The organism is Plantactinospora sp. CNZ321 (assembly GCF_004217235.1).
Map to the genome: position 1 here is coordinate 4198534 of NZ_SHKQ01000001.1, position 16531 is coordinate 4215064.

The following is a 16531-nucleotide window of genomic DNA, read 5'->3' on the forward strand; positions in this document are numbered from 1 at the left end:
GCTGGCGAGACAGCGCCGAAACGCGGCCCGTACTTTCACCACTGAGGACACTGATGCCTGTTGCACTCCTGGGGCGTGCCGGCCTGGCCGGGACGATCGTCGGGGCATTGCTCCTGCCCGCCGCACCACCGGCACTGGCAGCAGCCGACACCGGAACCATCACCGGTCAGATCCGCGACTCGGCCGGCAACCCGGTCTCTGATCTGCTGATCGCGTTCGACGGGCGGGAGCACCCGTACGCCGGCTACGCGACAACCGACACGGACGGGCGGTACGAGTTCACCACTCCCGCCGACAGCTACACCGTCTCCTTCTCACCCGTACCCGGCTCCCCCCAGGCGCAGTACGTGCCGGGAAAGATCGACCACGCGGACGCAACCTGGTTCGACGTCACGGCGGGCGGTAACACCGTCGTCGACGACACCCTGCTCGGCACCGGAGGCATCTCCGGCAGGCTCACCACCGCCTCCGGCGCTCCGCTGGCCGACGCCTCCGTCGAGATCACCACCAGCCGAGGAAGCGAGGGCGGCACCTCGACCACCGACGGCGAGGGCCGGTTCGAGGTCTCGCAGCTGCTGACCGGTTCATACCTACTGGCCTACTCACACGATGGCCGCTACCAGTACTACAAGGGGAAGCGCAGCCCGGAGACGGCGGACCGCATCATCGTGACGGCGAACCAGGACAGCGAGGTCACGGACAGTCTGCTGCCCGTCGGCTCGATCCGGATCTCAGCGGTGGACGCCGACACCGCCCAGCCGATCGCCAGCTTCTGCGCGGACGATTGGTGCAGTAACGGCACCGGCACCGTCACGATCCCCGATCGACCGACGCAGCCGCACCGGTTCAGTATCGTCACTCCGCGAAACCTGTACCTCGCCACCTGGACCGACTGGATCACCCCGGTGCCGGACCAGACGGTGGAGGTGACCGTCGCCCTGCGCAAGCCCGCCTGGATCACGGCCACCGTCGTCGACCGGACCACCGGCCACCCGCTGGCCGACATGTGTGTCCACGCACTTCCGGCGAAGGGCCCACGGCTGCCCGACGGCTACGGCATCTGCTCGAACAGCGCCGGCCAGGTGCGGATCGGCCCACTCGAGCCCGGCTCGTACAACCTGTTCGCCGAACCGGTAGGTGACCGTTCGTACGGCCGGCAGTGGGTGGGCGCGACCGGCGGCACCGGTGACCAGCGGGCCGCGGTGACTGTCGTGGCCAGCAGCGGCAGCACCGTCGCCGGCCCCACCGTGCGGCTCGACCGGGCCGGCAGCATCAGCGGCCGGGTCACCGACGAGCAGACCGGCACCCCGCTGGCCAATGTCCGGGTCAGTCTGCTGGGTTACCACCCCGGCACCGGGCCGCCCGGCTCGGCCGTCACCGACTCCGACGGCCGCTACGAGGTCACCGGCCTCGGCCCCTACGCCTGGCCGTTGTTCTTCAACCGGAACGGATTCGGGCAGTGGGCGGGCGGGGTGCCCAACCGCTACCGAGCCGCTGCCACCACGGTCACCGTCGGCACCACGAGCGGCTACGACATGTCCATGCGACCCGGCACCGAGGTGCGGGGGACGTTCAGCAAACAGGACAGCCGCCCCTTCGGCTCGGGCTGGGTGTTGGTGCACAACCACGTCACCGGCGACATCGTCGGTTCGACCTGGTTGACCAACGGCCAGTACAGCCTGCGGGTACTACCCAGGCAGCCGATCCACCTCAGCTACAACGTCTCCGACGAACAGCGGTCCTACGACGGCCCGTACCTGCGGTGCACCGCCACCGGACCGGCCGTGTCGGCGGGGCAGAACGGCGGAGTGCCACACAACCGTCGGCCTAAGCCCGCCGTGTTCAAGGTTCCGTCGACCGGTACCTTGACCGCCGACATCGTGCTCTGCGCCGGCTGACGACACCCTGGGCGGGCCGGCTGCGCAAGCAGCCGGCCCCTGGGGGGCAACCTTCTCTTCTGACCAGGCGGGTGCCCCCGACCGCCAGAAGTTGTCAGACCAGGTCCGCGCCGTTGGCGGCGCGTTCCCGCAGGATCTGCGCCCGGTGCCGCACCGCCGTGCCCGCCCCTTCCTCGACCTCGCCCGGGGTCGGGCCACGCAGGTCGGCGAAGGGCTGTTCCGGTGCGTCCAGCGGCGCCGACGAATCGACCATCGCCTCGATCAGGGTGGGCCGGTCGGCGGCGATCGCCTCATCCCAGACCGACCCGATCTGGTCCGGTCGGTCGAGCGCGACGCCGTGCAGCCCGAGCAGCCGGGCCCAGCCGGCGTACGGGATGTCTCCGGCGCGTACCGCCGCGGGCGTCGGCAGTCCGGGTGCGGTCGGCCGGTCCAGCTCCGGCGAGGGTGCCCGGACGGGGCCGGTCTCCGGCCCCCGCTCCGGCTCGCCGCCCCGGCCGGCCCGGTCGGAGTTGTTGAGCACCAACAGCACCAGCCGGGGATCCGGCCACTCCGGCCAGCGCTGGGCCACGGTGATCAGCTCGGCCAGCCCACCGGACTGCATCGCACCGTCGCCGAGCAGGACGAAGACCGGCCGGTCCGGCTGGGCGAACTTGGCCGCGATGGCGTACGGCACCGCCGAACCGACCGAGGCGAGCGTGCCGCAGATGTGTGCCCGCGCACCGGGCGGTAGTTGCAGGTGCCGGGCGTACCAGTAGGTCACCGACCCGACGTCCACCGCGACCAGGGCGCCCGCCGACAGCCGCGGCGAGAGTTCCCGGAGCACCAGCCGGGGGTTCAACCGGGCGGTCCGCTCCTCCGCCCGGGCGTCGCACTCGGTCCTGGCCCGGTCGACGACTCCCTCGATCGTGCCGCGCCAGTCCCGGTTCTGCCGCTGCGGCACCCTGGTCAGCAGCGCTCGCAGGGTTTCCCGGGCATCTCCGACCAGCGGAACGTCGACCGGATAGCGGCTGGCCAGTCGACTGCCGTCGATGTCGATCTGTACCGCCCTGGCCTGGCCCGGCACCGGGTAGTAGCCGGTCCACGGGTCGTTGGTGCCGATCATCACCAGGGTGTCGCAGCCGGCCATCAACTGCGCGCTGGCCACCGTGCCGACCTGACCCAGTACGCCCGTGTGGTAGGGCAGCCGCTCGTCCAGCACCGGCTTACCCAGCAGCGAGGTCGCCACCCCGGCGTCGAGCCGGTCGGCCAGCTCGACCACCTCGTCGGCGGCACCGTAGGCACCCTGGCCGACCAGGATCGCGACCCGTCGCCCCGCGCCGAGCAGTTGGGCGGCGGCGTCCAGGTCCTCGTCGTGCGGCAGCACCCGGGCCGGGGGCAGGCCGGGGGCCGCGCCGAGCACACCGCCGCCGTCGGGGTGCGGCATTCCGTCGGGTACCGGCTGCCCGAGCAGGTCGTGCGGCACCACCAGGCAGGTCGGGCTCCGGGTCGACACGGCGGTCCGGATCGCCTGGTCGAGCAGGTAGGGCAGCTGTTCCGGCACCGCGCCGGTACGCAGGAACTGGGCGCACACGTCAGCGAACAGCCGAGGCAGCTCGATCTCCTGGTACGCGCTGCCCAGCGCGCTGTACGTCCGTTGCCCGATGATCGCGACCATCGGCTTGCTGTCCAGCTTGGCGTCGTAGAGGCCGCCGAGCAGGTGCAGCGCACCCGGTCCCTGGGTGGCCAGGCACACCCCGACCGTGCCGGTGTACTTGGCGTGGCCCGCCGCCATGAAGCCGGCCGCCTCCGGCTGGCGGGACGGCACCAGGTCCGGATCGCCGCCGGCCCGGCGCAGTGCCTCGACGATCAGCGCCACTCCCTCGCCGGGTTGCCCGAACACCCGGGGTACCCGCCAGGCTCGCAGCCGTTCGACCAACAGGTCCGCGACGGTGCGGCCGGTGGTCGCCGTGCCCGCCCGCAGCGCGGACCGGCCCGGGTCAGCCATGGTGACCGGCCGGGGTGCTGGCGTCGACGTAGCGGAGGACCGCGCCGATCCCGTCGGTGAGGTCCGGCGCCTGCTCGGGGCCGAGCACCGTGACCCCGGCATCGGTACCGACCAGCGCGCGGACCAGGGCCGCGTCTGCGCGTACCCGCTGCGGGTGCGCGACGGACATCGCCCGGAGTTCGTCGGGACCGGTGGCGATGTCGGTAGGCTCCGGACCGATCCAGAGCTCTTCGACGGACGAGGGGTCGTCCACGATCAGCATCGTGTCGACCTGGCCGCGTTGCAGTGCGGTCACCACCGCATCGATCCCGGCACCGACGTCGCGTTGCATGCCGAACCTGTCCATCGCCACGTCGGTGTGCGCGGCGGCCACCTCGGCGATGGCCTGCACGGTGACGTCGTCCAGGGCGGTCTGGTCGGCGCCGGCGGCCGGGAAGCCGGCATCGGTCTGCACCATTCGGTCCTGCCAGAACTCGGGAAGCTGGGCGGCGAGCAACTGCCGGGCTCTGGTCTCCCCGGCGACCACGATCACCTCGGCGCCGACCCGCTCGGCCAGTGCGGCGGTGGCCGCGGCGGCGTCCCCGGCGTTGCGTCGCCAGGCCTGCTCCGCGGCGTGATGGTAGTGCGGCTGCGACCAGCCACCCGGGTGCACCTTGCGCAGCGGCCACTGGTTGCCGCCCTTGACGTGCGCGTGCCGGGGTACGCCACCGGCGCTCACCGCGTTCACGTCCGCGCCGGTGCGGCTGGCCAGGACCCGGACCCAGGGCACCTGCTCACGGCGCTGGGCGACCAGCGGCATGGTGTGCGCGACCAGCCCGTGGGCGGCGATGTCCTTGCGCGGCGGGGCGGAGAGGTACTCGGTGAGCACCACCTCGCCGCCGGTGGCGAACGCGGCGAGCCCGTAGTCGCCGGGCATCGGGTCGTGTCCTCGCACCACGTCGTCGAGGGCCGCCACGTCACGAGGGTCGGTGCGCTGTGCCGCCAGCCGTTCCTGGAGGGCCCGCCATCGCAGGTCGAGCGCGGGATGGGCGTCGTGGGTGTCCCGGGAGGCGTCCAGGTAGACCGACGTCCACGGGCCGGGATGGGCACAGATCGGACGCAGGAAGGACAGCTGCATGGGTCGTCCCCTCTCCAAGGTCGTGTCGGGGTTACCCACGCCGGTCGGCTTGTCACCTGAAGGGCCGACGGCCGAACCCCCGGCCGTCCGGTACGGCCCCAAGCAGCCAGGAGTGAGCAAATCGTCACCATAGGTGAAATCGATTCACTCACTGCGGGTTCATTCGTCATGATCGATACAATTCGTACCGGGGAGCGGACTCTCGGTGGTGAACACATGGACGGTGAACTGTTTCCCGAACGGGTCGCCTGGCGTCCCGGACCGGTCATCACCGGTCACGTCGTACGGCTGATGGAGGGCTACTCCCGCCAGATCCGGGTCCGGCAGCCCGTCCTGGTCGCCGTACTCGGCACGGCGGCGGTGGTCAGGGTCGCCCTGCTGCTGCTCGCCTCGGTGCTCCGGGCGGGTGCCCGCAGCGGAGCCCGACGCAAGTGGAAGGAACTGCGCCAGGGGCCGGAGTTCCTGGTGACACCGCTGCGACTGCGCGACGGCAGCGGTGTGCTCTGCGAGATGGAAATCCACGGGCACCTGCCGCAGAGCGCGCTGGAGCCGGCCGACCACGTCCAGGTGACCGTACGCTCGCAGAAGGATGCCGGGCTCGCGCCCCGGGTGGAGCGGATCGTCAACCTCACCACCGGGCAACTGCTCACGCCGCGTACCCCGACCGTATGGTCGCACCTCGGGCCGGCGCTGCTGCTCCAGGCCGCGATCGGCCTGCTGCTGATCGGCGCGCTCGCCGCCTGGTTCGCGCTGGCACGCTAGCCGGACCGGCACGGCGGGGCGGGAGCCGCACCGACAATGGTGAGGGAGACGCTCACCCCTGCGGCCGACCCGGGAGGAGCCCGCCTACGCCCAGCGGCGTACGGGTGATGCCCACCACGGGGGGACGCCAGGAGGGCGGCCACGGAGGATCATGAGCTCATGACGATTCATGGTCCCGGGGGCCGACCGTGATCGCACCCGTCCTGGCGATCGTCCTGTCGGTGGCCTCCGCGGCGGCGTACGCGGGCGCGGCGGTGCTGCAGGAACGGCTCGCCGCCCAGGCCGGGCCGGCGGGGGACGCGGGGCGGGGCTATCTCGGCACCGTCCTGCGTCGGCCCGGCTGGTGGGTGTCGGTGGCCGGCAACGGCACCGGCGCGACCCTGCACGTCGCCGCGTTGGCCTACGGGCCGCTCTCGGTGGTGCAGCCGCTGGGCGTACTCACCCTGGTGCTCGCGCTGCCGATCGCGGCGGCCGCCATCGGCCGCCGGGCATCGGCCCGGCAGTGGTCCGGCGCCGCCGCCACGGTGGCCGGCCTGGTGCTACTGCTCACGCTGACAGTGCCCGGTGCGGGCGACCACGACCTGCTCCCCGGGCAGGGCTGGGCGCTGGCCGGGGTCGCGGCGGCACTGGTCGGAGTGCTGGTCCTCGCCGGCCGGGCGAGCCGGTCGGCGCTGTCGCGCAGCCTGCTCACCGCGACCGCGGCCGGGATCGCCTTCGCGGTGGCCTCCGCGCTCACCCAACTCGTCTCCGGCCTCGTCACCGGCGGCGGCCCGGCGTTCCCCACCGTCGGCCTGGCCGCGGCGCTGGCCGGGATGGCCGCCGCCGGGCTGCTGCTGTCCCAGGTCGCCTACCGGGGTGCCGGCCTCGGCGCGCCCCTGGCCACCGTCACGCTGGCCAACCCGATCGCCTCGGCGGCCATCGCCATGCTGCTGCTCGGGGACCGGACGGTGGGCGGCTACCGGGGCGGGCTCGCCGCGGCGGCCGGCGCCGGCCTGGCCGCCTGGGGCGTGCTGCGGCTCGCCGCGGCCGACCAGCCCGCGTCGCACCGGCGGCGGTCGCGGCCCGGGCGCCCGGGTCCGGTCCGGCTCAGGGGCGCGGTGCCGCTGCCCTGTCCCAACCGGTCGGCACCCGCCACCCGCTCGCCGGTCGCCCCGACCCGGGCGGGGCGGACCGCCACAGCACCACCAGCCAGACGACCCCGATCGCGGCGACGATCGTCAGCCCAAGCCCTTCCAGCACCGGCATCCACACCGCCTGGGTCGGGGTCAGTCGGGCCAGGGAACCGTCCAGGGTGAGCGGGCCGCGCGCGCCGGTGAAGAGGAGAGTCAGGTAGAACGCGATCACGTGCATCGCGTCCCAGAGCGCGTGCAGGATCGCCACCCCCAGATAGGCGAAGAGCAGCCGCAGACCGACCACGAAGTGCTCCCGGCCGCTCGGCGCGAAGAGCACACCGCCGAGGATGGCGGTCCAGAGCCCGTGCCCGACCGGCGCCACCAACCCACGCAGGATCTCCGTCTGCACCACCTGCACCACCGACAGACCCTGCACGGTGAAGAGCGCGATGAAGGCGTAGCCGGCGGACTCCAGCGCGGAGAAGCCGAAGCCGACCGCGGCACCGAGGACCATCCCGTCCCGGACGGTCTTGGCGCGCAGCCCTCGGGTCAGCAGCGCCAGCGCGGCCAGCTTGGCGGCCTCCTCGATCAGACCGACACCGAGGAAGAGCAGCACCGACGGGCGCAGCAGGTACGACTCCAGCACGGCCGAGGCGAGGATTCCCAGCACGCCCCCGGCGAGGAAGGTGCCGAAGACGGCGCTGACGGTGACCTCGCCGGTGTCCCGGCGCTGGAACGCCCAGGCCACGAAGGTCACCGGCACCAGGAAGCTGCCGAGCAGCACCAGGGTGGGCAGCAGGGTCGGGTTCCCGGTGAGGAAGATGACCACCACCGTGGCGAGCCAGAGCGCCAGGCCGACCAGGAAGATCCGCAACCACTGACGGCGCGGCGCGACCGGGACCGCCGTCGTCCACTGCCGACCGACGCCGTCCATCACGCCTCCGCCCGGTCAGGTCTTGAGCACGACCTTGACGCACTCGTCGGTCTTCTGCCGGAACATCTCGAAGCCGATCGGCGCGTCCTCCAGACGCAACCTGTGGGTGAAGACGAAGCTCGGATCGATCTCGCCGCGACGGATCCGGTCCAGCAGCATCCGGGTGTAGCGCTGCACGTGGCACTGCCCGCTGCGCAGCGTCAGCGACCGGTTCATCAGCGAGCCGATCGGAAACTTGTCCACGAAGCCCGCGTACGCCCCGATCACCGAGACCGTGCCGCCGTTGCGACAGCTCATGATCGCCTCGCGCAGCGCGTGCGGCCGGTCGGTCTCCAACCGGGCCGACTGCTTGACCCGGTCGTAGCCGGACAGCACCGCCGACGAGTGGTGTCCCTCCATGCCGACCGCGTCGATGCAGGCGTCCGGGCCCCGGCCGCCGGTCATCTCCCGCAGCGCCTCGACGACGTCGACCTCCTCGTAGTTCAGCGGCTCCGCGCCGGCCCGCTCCTGCGCCATCCGCAGCCGGTACGGGTACCGGTCGATCGCGATCACCCGCTCCGCGCCGAGCAGGTAGGCGCTGCGCATCGCCAGCAGGCCCACCGCCCCGGCGCCCCAGACCGCGACGACCTCACCACCGCCCAGCCCGCACATCTCGGCACCCATGTAGGCGGTCGGAAAGATGTCGGCGAGGGGAAGCACCTTCTCGTCGGGCAGCTCGTCGGGGACCTTCAGCGGTCCGACGTCCGCGAACGGCACCCGGGCGTACTCGGCCTGCCCGCCGGCGTACCCGCCGAGCATGTGCGAGTAGCCGAAGAGGCCGCCGGGCGAGTGCCCGAGCAACTTCTCCGCGATCCCGGCGTTGGGGTTGGAGTTCTCGCAGAGCGAGTAGAGCCCGGTCTGACAGGCCAGGCAGTTGCCGCAGGCGATCGGGAACGGCACCACCACCCGGTCGCCGATCCGCAGGTTGCCCACCTCCGGCCCGACCTCCACCACCTCGCCCATGAACTCGTGGCCGAGGATGTCGCCGTGCTTCATCGTCGGGATGTACCCGTGGAAGAGGTGCAGGTCGGAGCCGCAGATCGCGGTGCTGGAGACCCGTACGACGGCATCTCTGGCGTTCAGGATCCGGGGCTCGGGCACCTCCTCCACCTGGACGCTGTTCCGGCCCTGCCAGCAGTTCGCCTTCATGCACCACCTCCGGTGTGCGCGGTCGGTCAGCTGCCCGGGCGCAGGGCCTGCGGACGCGCCGGCTTCTGGAGCACCTGCTGCGGGGTGGCCAGCCCGTTCGGGCTGCCGTCCGACCGAACCACCTCGCCGGTCTCGATGACCTGCTTGAACCGGCGCAGGTCGTCCCGGATCTGCTGCCCGGGCTCCTCGCCGAAGAGCTGCGCGACGGCCCGGCCCACCGCGCCGCCCGGCGGCGCGTACACCAGATCGACCCGGACCTCGGTGCCCCGGCCGCCGGCCGCGCGGGCGAACCGGACCCGACCCGCGTTGGGCACTCGGGCACCGCGCACCGAACGCCAGGCGATCGTCTCGCTGAGGTTCTCCTCGACCAGCTCGGCGTCCCACCCGACGCGGCGCCCGCCCGGGCCCCGGACGGTCCAGTGCGACCGCCCGTCGCCGTCGGAGCGGACGGACTCCAGGTGGTACATGAACCGGGGCAGGTTCTCGAAGTCCCGCCAGAACCGGTAGACCTCGTCGGCCGGCCGGTTAACGGTGACCGTGGCGCTGGCCCGTAACGTCCGGCGCCGCGCTCCGGCGGAGCGGCCGCTGCGTACCGCAGCCAGCACGTCGACGGCGGTGATCCCGGCGACGGCGCCCAGGGTGGCGGCGACCCGCTGGCGGCGCTCGCCGCGCCGGTGCGGCAGCTCCCGGGCGAGCAGCAGCAGGTCGAGCAGGTCCGCGCCGACCCGGAACCAGGCCCAGCCGGCCGGCCGGCGGGCGAACAGCAACCCGGGGACCGGCACCAGCTCCCGGGCACCGACCGCCCGCAGTACGACGGAGCGGGTCGGTGCCGAGTCGTCCAGTCCGATCAGCCTGCCGACCTGGTGCGGCGCCGCGAGCGCCGCGACACCGAGGCCGAGACTCAGCAGCCCGAGTGCGCGGGGCAGGGGTTGACCGTTGCCCTCGGGCACGTCAAGCGTCGCGTCGGGCATCTCCGGTATGCCGTCGGGCATGTCCTCCGGTGCTCCCCGCATCGTTCCCCCGTTCGCCGTCGCCCGGTCGTCGTCGCGGACGCCGCGCACCACCACGTTATCGGGATAAACCCGAACAACCTGCGGAAAACGTCAAACCGGTCGCGGCGCCGGCCCGACCGCTACTGGCCGACCTTGATGCCCGGTTCGCCCGCCATGAACTGGATGACCTGGCGCGGCTCCCGACCCGGGACGTTCGGGCCGCGCAGCTTGCCGATCGGCAGGATGACCCGGCGGAACGTGCCCTCCAGCATCATCGCCGTCGCGGTGTACCAGCCGATCACCGCCGAGGCGATCAGGATGTAGGCACCGGCGGTACGCCACGGCGAGATGTCGGCGATCTGGCCCACGGCCAGACAGCTGGCTCCGGCGGCCAGGGTCGCCAGCACGAGGGTCAGGCCGATGTTGTCGGCCAGCGCGGCGAACGCCCCGGACCAGGTGATCGCGGCGAGGGCGGCGAACCAGAACCCGAGCGCGACGAACGGGGTCGGCTGGACCAGCACCCCGACCGCGATCAGCAGATAGAGGATCCCGTAGGAGAGCCAGAAGCCGCCCCAGATGCCGTGCATGGCGGTGGCCAGCCCGTCCCGCGCCCGGTACGCCCACATCCCGGCGAGGAACTGCGCGAGCCCACCCAGCATCGCGGCGAACGGGAACAGGAACGTCTGGGTGGCGGAATCGCCGTACCAGCCGGCGAGGTGCGTGGCGACGACGAAGGTCGCGGCCGCGTAACCGAAGAGGCCCAGGATCGATGGCGCGGCCACCGGCTGGAGGGAGATGTGCGCGTGGTTGCGCCAGAACTCGAACTCGCCGTCGTGGCCGTCGCCAGCATGGCTGGGTCGCGCCGAACGTGACATATGAGTCATCACAGGCTCCTTCTACGCAGCGGTTCGCACCGCTTTGACGCGGTCGGGCACGTAGCCACCGCCGACTACCCAGCGTGAGAGCCATTACACGGAAAGGGGATTTCGTCCGGCACCGGGCCACCCGTGACAGGAACCGGCCGCCGACGCGGGTACGCGTCGACGGCCGGTGAACGACCCGGGCCCCGCGGCCCGGTGCGGGTCAGCGCTTCTCGACCGGTACGTAGTCCCGCTGGGCGGCGCCGGTGTAGAGCTGCCGGGGACGGCCGATCTTGGTCTCCGGGTCCGAGATCATCTCACGCCACTGCGCTATCCAGCCGGGCAGCCGCCCGAGCGCGAAGAGCACCGTGAACATCTTGGTCGGGAAGCCCATCGCCTTGTAGATGAGGCCGGTGTAGAAGTCGACGTTCGGGTAGAGCCGGCGGGACACGAAGTAGTCGTCGGCGAGGGCGATCTCCTCCAGCTGCAGCGCGAGGTCCAGCAGCGGGTCCGGCTTGTTCATCCGGGCCAGTACGTCCTGGGCGGCCTGCTTCACGATGGCGGCCCGAGGGTCGTAGTTCTTGTAGACCCGGTGCCCGAAGCCCATCAGCTTGACGCCCGGCTCCTTGTCCTTGACCCGCCGGACGAAGGCCGGCACGTCACCGCCGCCGACCCTGATCTCTTCCAGCATCTCCAGCACCGCCTGGTTGGCGCCGCCGTGCAACGGGCCGAACAGCGCGTTCACCCCGGCGGAGACCGAGGCGAAGAGATTCGCCTGGCTCGAGCCGACCAGCCGGACCGTGGAGGTGGAGCAGTTCTGCTCGTGGTCGGCGTGCAGCAGCAGGAGCATGTCCAGCACCCGGGCCACGACCGGGTCGACCTCGTACGGCTCCGCCGGCACCCCGAAGGTCATCCGGAGGAAGTTCTCGACGTACCCGAGCGAGTTGTCCGGGTAGAGCATCGCCTGCCCGATCGACTTCTTGTACGCGTACGACGCGATCGTCGGCACCTTGGCCATCAGCCGCACGGTGGAGATCTGCACGTGCTCCCGGTCGAACGGGTCGAGGCTGTCCTGGTAGAAGGTCGAGATCGCGCTCACCGCCGAGGAGAGCACGGCCATCGGGTGCGCGTCCCGGGGGAAGCCGTCGAAGAAGCGCCGCATCTCCTCGTGCAGCAGCGAGTGCCGCCGGATCCGCTCATCGAACTCGGCGAGCCGCGCCTCGGTGGGCAGCTCACCGTAGATCAGCAGGTACGACACCTCCAGGAAGGAGGACTTCTCGGCCAACTGTTCGATCGGGTAACCCCGGTAACGCAGGATGCCCGCGTCGCCGTCGATGTAGGTGATCTCGGAGGAGCAGGCCGCGGTGTTGACGTAGCCGGGGTCGTAGGTGACGTACCCCGTCTCCTTCAACAGGTTGCCCGTGGCGATGCCGGCTGGGCCGTCGACCGCAGGCTTGACCGGAATCGACAGCTGGCCGCCCGGGTGGTCGAGTTTGACATCCGTCATGTGATCCTCGCTTCGCCGGCAGAATCTACGTTGAATTGCCTTCACTTTTTACGGTAAACGTGCAGGGTAGCCGAGAACCTCGCATGGCCTGCCGGTGAGTGAAGGATCACGCTGGTCACACGTTTGCGGCCGGGACGAAACCTGCTAGTCCGGCCGGACCGGGCAGCCCTCGACCCCGGGTCGCCGGCTGCCCAGCCCGGGACCGGTCAGTGACTCAGCGGCCGCAGGGTGCCGGTGTCGGTGACCTGGAAAACGTCGACGGTGTTCCGGCCCGGCAGGAAGAACGACTCGTCCGACACCAGGGCAGCGAACCGCTGCCCGCCCGGGTCCGGCGCCACCACCGGAGCCACCGCACCGATCCGACCGTTGACCGCGACCGCCAGCAGGGTGCCGTTGGGCACCGAGTCGGGAACGGTGCCGTAGACCAGCGCCGGCAGCTGGCCACCCGAGCGGTCGATATGATCAAAATCAGACCGGTTCCGCACGGTCACCGAGCCGGCCTCGGGCCCTGTCGGTAGCTCGGCGACGGACCGACCGATCAGTTCCGGTCGAGGCTGCGCCGGAAGCACCGGGACCGCCCGGCCGGCGACCACGTCGGCGAAGACGTCGCCCGGCACGGTACGCGGCTGGCCCGGCTGGTCGTAGTAGTGCTTGTCTCCCGGCGCCCGGGTGGTACGCAGCGCCGAAGCACCGTCGGTCCGCCACGGCACCTCGACACCGGCCAGATCGGCGACGGTCGGCAGCAGGTCGACGTGCTCCCAGTTCCGGTCGTCGACCGCGCCGGCCCGTTGCCCCGGCCGTTTCACGAAGAGCGGCACCCAGAGCACCTCGCCCGGCGCCCGCTCCACCGCGCCGAGCCCTCGCCCCTGCACACCCGGGGTGAAGCTCACCCCGTGGTCGGCGGTGAGCACCACCAACGCGTCGTCGTAGAGGCCGGTCTCGTCCAGCCGGCGCAGCGTCTCACCGAGCAGCCGGTCGGTGTAGCCAAGTTGCAGCAGATACCGCCGGTGGGCCAGCTCGACCCAGCCGTCGCCGTCGTTGGGCATCCCGTCCGGCGAGCCGTAGCGGATCCCGGACGGCAGGTAGTTCCACGGCGAGTGCGGCAGCAGCAGGTGCAGGAAGTGCAGCGTCGGCCGGGCGGTCGGCCGGAGGGTGGCGAGGAAGTCGGCGAACCGGGCCGGCTGGTTCTCGTCCAGCGCCCCCCAGCGGAACTGCGGATCCGTCGGCGCCGCCGCCTCGGCACCGCCGGCCTCGCGCCGGGTGATCTCCCGGTACGAGTCCTCGGGGTCGCGGTGCCCGGTCTCGGAGGGCGAGACGATCTGCTCCAACAGGGTGGCGCTCTCCCGCAGCAGCGTCGGCAGGCCGCCCCGGGCGGATCCGGCGGCCCGGTCCGGGCAGAGTCGCGGCGGACAGAGCTGGGTGATGCTCTCCTGGGCCTGGATCTGGTACGGCCCGGCGAACGCGGTGAACAGGTTGTCCGGATAGCGCGAGTGGTGCGGCGCCTGCTGCTGGTCCGGATACCGGCCGGTCAGCATCGCCGGCAGCGCGTACGGGGTGTAGCCGCTCACCCCGGTCGCGTTGCGGTACCAGGTCGACTCCCCGGCCAGTCGGGCGAAGTTCGGATAGCGCCGGGCGTCGATCGCACCCGTGTCGTCCAGCAGGGAGGTGAGCGGAAACTCGTCCAGGACCAGCATCACCACCGGCGGATGGGCGGTCCCGTCCCCGCTGGCCCCGGCCTCGACCTCGGCCTCGACCTGGGCCTCGGCCCGCTCACCCGGCAGCAGCACGGCCGAGGCGGACGAGGTGAAGACGAAGAGCAGCACGAAGACCGGTGGACCGAGCGCGGCGAACCGGAAGACCTGGCCGGTGACCTGCCAGCGCCGGTACGCGTACGCCCCGGCGGCGCCGACCGCCGCCGCCAGCAGGACCAGCGGTACCCCGCGTACCGGGGTGAGGTGTTTGCCCACCTGGACCGCCAGGACGACGAGCAGCAGCCCCAGGGTCGCGGTGTGCAGTACGGCGCGGACCGTCCGCCCCCGGTCCCGTCCGGCGACCCGGCGGGCCAACAGCCCGAGCAGTGCCCCGCTCCCCCAGAGCACCAGCGGCGGCAGCACCGTGTAGGCCGTCACCAGCAGCAGGATGTCCCAACGGTCGGCGCCGTGGAAGAGGAAGAAGTCCGGACTCTTGCCGGTCACGTCCAGCAGCGGTTGGGCGATCGCCAAGCCGCAGAGCGCGACCACCTCCACCAGGGCTCGCAGCTCGATGCGCTGCTCCCCCGGGGCACCGGGCTCAGCCACGCGGTGTCCCGAGGTAGAGGGTACGGGTCCCGGACGGCAGTTCGAGCCGGCGGACGATCTCGCACCGCTGCCCGAGCAGCCGCTCGAACTCCTCCCGGTGGTAGTCGGGGAAGAGTCCGGCCGGCTTGTTGGCGAGCAACCGGGCCGCCATCGGGTCGTCCGGATGCACGAACTCGACCACCAGCCGGCCGCCGGAGTCGGCCGCCAGGAGCCCGACCAGCCAGTCGACCACCTCCGGCAGCGGGACGTTGCGCCCGATGGCGAGATGATGCACCACGGCCAGCGCGAGCACCGCGTCCGCCTCCGCCCGGGTGGCGAAGGAGCCGCGTTCCACCCCGCGCCAGCCGCCGCCCGGCGACGGGTCGGCCAGATCCATCACCAGCGGCAGCACCCGGCGCTCACCGTCGGCCCGCAGCCGGCGGTAGAGCTGGTCGACCACGGCCGGGTCGCTCTCCACCGCGACCACGTAGTCGGCGTACCCGGCGGCCAGGCGCGAGTACGTGCCGTCGTTGGCGCCGAGGTCGAGCACCAGCCGGGACCGGTTCGGCTCGGCCAGCGCCTCGGCGACGAACCGCTCCTTGACCTCCCGGTCGGCCGCCGAGTAGGTGCAGGTCTCCCGGTAGCCGGACCAGTGGCTCGCCGGGGCCTGCCAGTCGAGTCGTCCGACCAGCTTTTCCAGCCCTCGTAGGGTGGCCAGGACCAGTTCGCGGGAGAAGCCGGCGTCCTTCAACTCCGCCCGGACGGTGCCGGTGCTGGCGGCGGCGTACCGGGACTGGATGGCGTCGTGCAGGTGGACGTGCTTGAGCACCCCGGCCCGGAACCGCCGGGTGCCGCCGAACAGCTTGCGCAGCTCACCCGCCTCGATCCCGTCGATCCGGGACCGCAGCCAGGGCTGGAAGTCGAGCCCCAGGTGTGCCTGGAGCAGCAGCGGATAGAGCAGGGTCTGACAGAACTGTCGGTAGCCGGCCCACGGCTCGCCGTCACGGGCCGGCTCGAACGAACCGATGTCGATGAAGCAGGGCTCGGCGCCCCGCCACTGGAGGTTGTACGCCGAACCGTCCTTCGTGGTGAAGCCGGCCGGTACGGCGGTCCGGAGGATCTCCAGGTGCAACAGCGCGGCGTCGCGCAACATCGCGAACGACCACTCGTAGGGGTACGACACGAACGGGATCCGCTCGTGCCGGAGTACGGTCGCCCACTGCCCGGCGAGGCTCGCCGGCAGCGTCTCCGGGTCGACGGTCTCGGTGCCGCAGATCTTGCCGTCGGCGCGCAGCCGGTCGAAGAACTCGGCACCGGCGAGTGCCCGCCAGTCCTCGGCGGCCTGCTGGCCGAGGCCCCGGAAGACCTGGCCGCCGACGTGGAGGACCCGGTTCGCGGGATCGCGGAAGGAGCCGGGATCGGCTCGGGGAACGGACTCGGGTTCGGTGGTGGGCGTCGTCGGAACGGGAGGAGGTGGTGCGACCATCGGCTGTGGACCGCCTCAGTCCTGCTTCGAGGGCTGCCTGCGGAACCGGCTGGTCAGCCTGCGCCAGTAGAGTTTCGCCGCCACCGCGACCCCGGCGACGCCACCGATCACGGCCTGCACGATGAGGCTGCCCGATCCCGCATCCAGGTAGGCCAGATGGTCCATCTCCCGGCCACCTCCCTTTCTGTCGACCCCCGTACCCGAAAAGAGCGCCGCGTCCGGCCGCCGGTCAGGCGGTCGGACCCGAGCGCGCGGCAAGGTGCCGACGCCGCGCCACCCACCGGCCAGGTGGTGGAGAGCACGCCGTCGGGTGCCGTTAACCACACACCGTACGCCGATGATCCGTCGACCGCATCGGGCACCCGGAATGCCGGTCCGGTGGGTCCGATTCTTTCAAGACCCGGACGCGGCCGGT

General features: G+C 71.9%; 12 protein-coding genes and 1 pseudogene. 3 read left to right on the forward strand and 10 right to left on the reverse strand.

Features of this window, described 5'->3' with window-relative positions:
* Window positions 1-53 precede the first annotated feature (53 nt).
* The gene (locus tag EV371_RS18420; protein WP_130463136.1) at window positions 54-1898 is read left to right on the forward strand and encodes a carboxypeptidase regulatory-like domain-containing protein; all 1845 of its coding nucleotides are present in this window, start codon (window positions 54-56) and stop codon (window positions 1896-1898) included.
* Window positions 1899-1992: 94 nt separating this feature from the next.
* Here the strand turns inward: EV371_RS18420 and EV371_RS18425 are convergent, their stop codons facing one another.
* Both EV371_RS18425 and EV371_RS18430 read right to left on the reverse strand, forming a co-directional pair.
* Window positions 1993-3882: a thiamine pyrophosphate-binding protein gene (locus EV371_RS18425; RefSeq protein WP_130463137.1), complete on the reverse strand. Its 1890-nt coding sequence runs from the start codon at window positions 3880-3882 to the stop codon at window positions 1993-1995.
* On the reverse strand, window positions 3875-4999 hold the full coding sequence (locus EV371_RS18430) for a baeRF2 domain-containing protein (RefSeq protein WP_130463138.1): 1125 nt from the start codon (window positions 4997-4999) through the stop codon (window positions 3875-3877). Before EV371_RS18430 ends, EV371_RS18425 begins: the two co-directional genes overlap by 8 nt.
* Window positions 5000-5215: 216 nt before the next feature.
* Between EV371_RS18430 and EV371_RS18435 the strand changes: the two genes are divergently transcribed.
* Complete coding sequence (locus EV371_RS18435) at window positions 5216-5761, forward strand: hypothetical protein (RefSeq protein ID WP_130463139.1); 546 nt, start codon at window positions 5216-5218, stop codon at window positions 5759-5761.
* Window positions 5762-5949: 188 nt separating this feature from the next.
* Window positions 5950-6771, forward strand: a pseudogene (locus EV371_RS34395) (DMT family transporter); the annotation flags it as partial.
* A 76-nt stretch (window positions 6772-6847) separates the two neighbouring features.
* On the opposite strand, the gene EV371_RS18440 reads toward EV371_RS34395, so the two are convergent.
* The 8 genes from EV371_RS18440 to EV371_RS33445 all read right to left on the reverse strand — a co-directional run bounded on the left by EV371_RS18440 (window position 6848) and on the right by EV371_RS33445 (window position 16281).
* The gene (locus EV371_RS18440; RefSeq protein ID WP_130463140.1) at window positions 6848-7807 is read right to left on the reverse strand and encodes a PrsW family glutamic-type intramembrane protease; all 960 of its coding nucleotides are present in this window, start codon (window positions 7805-7807) and stop codon (window positions 6848-6850) included.
* Window positions 7808-7822: 15 nt separating this feature from the next.
* On the reverse strand, window positions 7823-8995 hold the full coding sequence (locus EV371_RS18445) for a zinc-dependent alcohol dehydrogenase (protein WP_130463141.1): 1173 nt from the start codon (window positions 8993-8995) through the stop codon (window positions 7823-7825).
* 26 nt (window positions 8996-9021) lie between these two features.
* A complete protein-coding gene (locus EV371_RS18450; protein WP_486484689.1) occupies window positions 9022-10062 on the reverse strand; it encodes an SRPBCC family protein in 1041 nt (346 codons plus the stop codon).
* A 65-nt stretch (window positions 10063-10127) separates the two neighbouring features.
* On the reverse strand, window positions 10128-10871 hold the full coding sequence (locus tag EV371_RS18455) for a GPR1/FUN34/YaaH family transporter (protein WP_130463142.1): 744 nt from the start codon (window positions 10869-10871) through the stop codon (window positions 10128-10130).
* Between the two features lie 199 nt (window positions 10872-11070).
* Window positions 11071-12354, reverse strand: a complete 1284-nt coding sequence (locus tag EV371_RS18460) for a citrate synthase (protein ID WP_130463143.1) — start codon at window positions 12352-12354, stop codon at window positions 11071-11073.
* 206 nt (window positions 12355-12560) lie between these two features.
* On the reverse strand, window positions 12561-14651 hold the full coding sequence (locus tag EV371_RS18465) for a sulfatase-like hydrolase/transferase (RefSeq protein ID WP_130463144.1): 2091 nt from the start codon (window positions 14649-14651) through the stop codon (window positions 12561-12563).
* The gene (locus EV371_RS18470) at window positions 14644-16116 is read right to left on the reverse strand and encodes a class I SAM-dependent methyltransferase (RefSeq protein WP_130463145.1); all 1473 of its coding nucleotides are present in this window, start codon (window positions 16114-16116) and stop codon (window positions 14644-14646) included. The genes EV371_RS18465 and EV371_RS18470 overlap by 8 nt, the downstream gene beginning before the upstream one ends.
* A gap of 15 nt (window positions 16117-16131) precedes the next feature.
* A complete protein-coding gene (locus EV371_RS33445) occupies window positions 16132-16281 on the reverse strand; it encodes a hypothetical protein (protein WP_165436729.1) in 150 nt (49 codons plus the stop codon).
* Window positions 16282-16531 lie beyond the last annotated feature (250 nt).

Excerpts from the sequence above, each read along its gene's own strand:
- EV371_RS18420 (WP_130463136.1), top strand. The coding sequence starts at position 54 with ATGCCTGTTGCACTCCTGGGGCGTGCCGGCCTGGCCGGGACGATCGTC.
- EV371_RS18425 (WP_130463137.1), bottom strand. The coding sequence starts at position 3,882 with ATGGCTGACCCGGGCCGGTCCGCGCTGCGGGCGGGCACGGCGACCACC.
- EV371_RS18430 (WP_130463138.1), bottom strand. The coding sequence starts at position 4,999 with ATGCAGCTGTCCTTCCTGCGTCCGATCTGTGCCCATCCCGGCCCGTGG.
- EV371_RS18435 (WP_130463139.1), top strand. The coding sequence starts at position 5,216 with ATGGACGGTGAACTGTTTCCCGAACGGGTCGCCTGGCGTCCCGGACCG.
- EV371_RS18440 (WP_130463140.1), bottom strand. The coding sequence starts at position 7,807 with ATGGACGGCGTCGGTCGGCAGTGGACGACGGCGGTCCCGGTCGCGCCG.
- EV371_RS18445 (WP_130463141.1), bottom strand. The coding sequence starts at position 8,995 with ATGAAGGCGAACTGCTGGCAGGGCCGGAACAGCGTCCAGGTGGAGGAG.
- EV371_RS18455 (WP_130463142.1), bottom strand. The coding sequence starts at position 10,871 with ATGACTCATATGTCACGTTCGGCGCGACCCAGCCATGCTGGCGACGGC.
- EV371_RS18460 (WP_130463143.1), bottom strand. The coding sequence starts at position 12,354 with ATGACGGATGTCAAACTCGACCACCCGGGCGGCCAGCTGTCGATTCCG.
- EV371_RS18470 (WP_130463145.1), bottom strand. The coding sequence starts at position 16,116 with ATGGTCGCACCACCTCCTCCCGTTCCGACGACGCCCACCACCGAACCC.
- EV371_RS33445 (WP_165436729.1), bottom strand. The coding sequence starts at position 16,281 with ATGGACCATCTGGCCTACCTGGATGCGGGATCGGGCAGCCTCATCGTG.